4 protein-coding genes are annotated in these 3,260 nt (G+C 26.5%); 3 read left to right on the forward strand and 1 reads right to left on the reverse strand.

Going from position 1 to position 3,260, the window contains the following annotated elements:
• The first annotated feature begins 230 nt into the window (after positions 1–230).
• The 3 genes from BUA77_RS12930 to BUA77_RS12940 all read left to right on the forward strand — a co-directional run bounded on the left by BUA77_RS12930 (position 231) and on the right by BUA77_RS12940 (position 1,992).
• Positions 231–944: a L,D-transpeptidase family protein gene (locus tag BUA77_RS12930; protein ID WP_072890942.1), complete on the forward strand. Its 714-nt coding sequence runs from the start codon at positions 231–233 to the stop codon at positions 942–944.
• 19 nt (positions 945–963) lie between these two features.
• The gene (locus BUA77_RS12935) at positions 964–1,725 is read left to right on the forward strand and encodes an N-acetylmuramoyl-L-alanine amidase family protein (RefSeq protein WP_084605803.1); all 762 of its coding nucleotides are present in this window, start codon (positions 964–966) and stop codon (positions 1,723–1,725) included.
• Between the two features lie 81 nt (positions 1,726–1,806).
• Positions 1,807–1,992 (forward strand): hypothetical protein, encoded by a 186-nt coding sequence (locus BUA77_RS12940; RefSeq protein ID WP_072890944.1) that lies wholly within the window; start codon positions 1,807–1,809, stop codon positions 1,990–1,992.
• Positions 1,993–2,052: 60 nt separating this feature from the next.
• Here BUA77_RS12940 and BUA77_RS12945 read toward each other — a convergent pair whose 3' ends face one another.
• Positions 2,053–3,153 carry an NAD/NADP-dependent octopine/nopaline dehydrogenase family protein gene (locus BUA77_RS12945; protein WP_072890946.1) on the reverse strand — a complete coding sequence of 367 codons (1,101 nt, stop codon included), beginning with the start codon at positions 3,151–3,153 and terminating at the stop codon, positions 2,053–2,055.
• Positions 3,154–3,260: the final 107 nt, after the last annotated feature.

Consider the following 3,260-nt stretch of genomic DNA (forward strand, 5'->3'; position numbering starts at 1 on the left):
ATTCTAACGAATTCCGTTGCTTAAAACTCATAACGGAATTTATATTTATCCACAATTTAAATAGGAATATAATTTCCTATTCGTTATAAAAAACATTTTATCACATTTATTTTGTTATTTTCATATGAATATCATACTTTATTTTAAATTTTATATATACTTAAATCATATACTTATAATAGAATTATCTTTATATGTATATCATATAATTAATGCAGGGGGGATAGTTCTTGAAAAAGATTATATATATATTAACTTTAGGACTGTTTGTATTTTATATATGCCATGTATATTATACTATTACAAAAGATTGTACAATCAGCTATAACTTTAGCAATAAAAATAACTATAAAAGAGAAAATAAATATAAAATTTTGATTGATATAAATGAAAAAAAATTGTATCTAATAAATAAATCTAATGAGAAAGTTGAAAAAACTTATATTATAGCTAGTGGAAAACCATCTACTCCTTCTCCTATTGGAACATGGACTATTATTAGTAAAGGATCTTGGGGTAAAGGATTTGGGACTAGATGGATGGGATTTAATGTTCCATGGGGTAAATATGGTATTCATGGAACAGATAAACCCTACTCTATCGGCGGAAATCTATCTCATGGATGTATAAGAATGTTTAATAAAGATGTTGAGGATTTATACCCATTAATAGAATATGGAACTACCGTTATAATATCCGGTGGTCCTTACGGCCCTTTTGGAAATGGTTTTAGATTGATAAAGCCAGGAGACAGAGGTTCTGATGTTTATGAAATACAAAGAATTATGAAGCAAAAAGGATACTACCCTGGATATATTGATGGAATATATGGGGATGGAATGAAATATTATGTTGTTAAATTTAGAAAAGATAATAACATTACAATTACCCATAATATTGATAGTGAGTTTTACAAAGCATTAGGTATTGAGCTTTTTGAATAATAATACGAAAGGTGAGTTTATGTTAAAAAATAATTTTATAGTAGTTAAATTTAATAAAAAATATTTTTTTATATTTTTAATACTTATTTTTTTGTCTACTATATTTGTGTTTAGAGATTACATTGACGCATTTAAGCCTAAGGTTTTTTTATACAGTACTGTAGTTATAGATCCTGGACATGGTGGTATTGATCCTGGAACTTCATATAATAAACTTTTAGAAAAAGATATCAACTTAGATGTTAGCTTAAGAATCAAAAAAGTTTTAGAAAACAAAATCACTAATGTAATAATGACAAGAGAAGGAGATGTTTCTTTAGAAAATAAGAGTACACTTAATTCATCAAGATATAAAAAAGATTTACATGCTAGAAAAAATATAATAGATAAAAATAAAGCTGATCTTTTTATAAGTATACATACAAATTCAAATCCTGATTATATTGCTGATAGGGGTGTAATGATATTTTATTATAAAAACTCATCTAAGAGTAAATATTTAGCAAAAAAATTAGCTAAATCTATAGATGAAAATGTTTATAAAAAGTTTTTAAAATCTAATATCAAAACTAGAGTACTACCTCAAAATTTTTATGTATTAAGAGAAACTACATCACCAGGAGTTTTAATCGAAATAGGTTTTATAACTAATTCTTATGATAGAAAACTTCTTAAAAGCAAAGAATATAAAAAACAAATTGCCATGGCTATTAGAAATGGTATACTAGACTATATTAATGAATTAGATGATTCAAAAATACAAATAGTTGATTCATACTGATTTTACACATTCTTCCTAATATATAATTTTAAACATAGGTAAAAATAATAAATAAGTATGAACATTAGGGAGGAAATTAATATGCAAAAAAGAAATAAAGTTGATGAAAAAAACACAAAAAAACCAAGTATTTTAAACTCCAACGAAATGAATATTGAAACTGCAGCAGAATTAGGTCTTGATATTAAGGATTCTAATTTAACCGGAAAAATAAGTAAAGAAGCTTATAATAGAACTATTAAATCAAAAAGAAAAGGAAAAAAGTAAATTTTATTTAAAACCAAAAACCATGACTTATTAAGCCATGGTTTTTGGTTTTATCTTATTTTATTCATATCCATTTTGAAGAAAATCTTTTATTTTTTCTAAATCCATTCCCTCAAATCCTAAATCATTAAAAGTTCTTCCATTTTCCCAATATTCTTCATCTTTTAGAGCAGAAGCTAATGTTATTACAGAGTCCATAACTGGTGTTTTAATTCCTAATTTATGAGCAATACTTGCTAAAGCTACTAATGAATATGGTGTATCTTCAGTTAAGTATCTATCATTCAAGTCCTTAGGGCCTTTAAGAGGATTAAATACCTCACTATCTCTATAGCATTCATATAAAGTTTCTCTCTTTGGTGCATAACCCATCAAGTACAATCTGTCTTTAATATCTATTGCTTTATATCCAAATAATTTACATATCTCTTGTCTTTCTAAATCTATCTTTTGATTAACACGTGCTACAGAAGGAGTTATTCCTTCTCTATAGTGATAATGTTCTCCTTTAGAATATTCTATCTTACCAGCATTTAATACAACTGGAGCTGGATGTGATACTGGATTTCCATTGTTTAACGAAGTTTCTAAAACATCTTTAATAAGTTCAACTGCAGGATACATTTTTTTTACTATTTTATACATTTCTTCATTATACTTCGCAGGGAAAGCTGCAAAATATAATTTCTTACATTCTAGTAATATTTTCACTCCAGTTGGGCTAGTTTTTCTACATGCATAAGGAAGTGTATGCATTTCAGCAATTTTTACTCCATCAAATTTACCTTTTTCATAAAATATTTTAGCCATAACTAGAGCTCCACCTGTACTTCCAGGAGTTAAAATTATTTTATGTTCTTTTCTTAAATATGGAAGCATTTTATTTGCTATATATTCTTGTCCATAAGCAGGAATTGTTGACATTATTATATCAGATTCAGCCATGGCATCTTTCATATTAGTTGTGACTTTGTAAATTTTTACTTTTTCTTTTCCTTTTACTCCTGTTAATTCAATAGTGTTGGTCTTCATTAACTCTTCTACTGTTTTTTTTCTTGCTTCATCATGATATAAAGTAACTTGATAACCTCCTAATGTTAAATCTGCCGCTGCTGCAAATCCTCCATTTCCTGCTCCAATAATAGTAACCTTTTTTTCCATTTATGACCTCCTTACTATAAAAGTGCAATTTTACTTGAAAAATTTTACAGTTAAATAGCCAAAGTCATTTCTATGCAATTTTCAGATACTCAAAAATTTTATTAATA

Origin of the sequence: Tepidibacter formicigenes DSM 15518, from assembly GCF_900142235.1 — a bacterium.
In the GTDB taxonomy this organism is placed as follows: Bacteria; Bacillota; Clostridia; order Peptostreptococcales; family Peptostreptococcaceae; genus Tepidibacter; species Tepidibacter formicigenes.

What these genes read in the sequence shown, in the direction of transcription:
- BUA77_RS12940 (WP_072890944.1), top strand. Translation starts at nt 1,807, where the DNA reads ATGCAAAAAAGAAATAAAGTTGATGAAAAAAACACAAAAAAACCAAGT.
- BUA77_RS12935 (WP_084605803.1), top strand. Translation starts at nt 964, where the DNA reads ATGTTAAAAAATAATTTTATAGTAGTTAAATTTAATAAAAAATATTTT.
- BUA77_RS12945 (WP_072890946.1), bottom strand. Translation starts at nt 3,153, where the DNA reads ATGGAAAAAAAGGTTACTATTATTGGAGCAGGAAATGGAGGATTTGCA.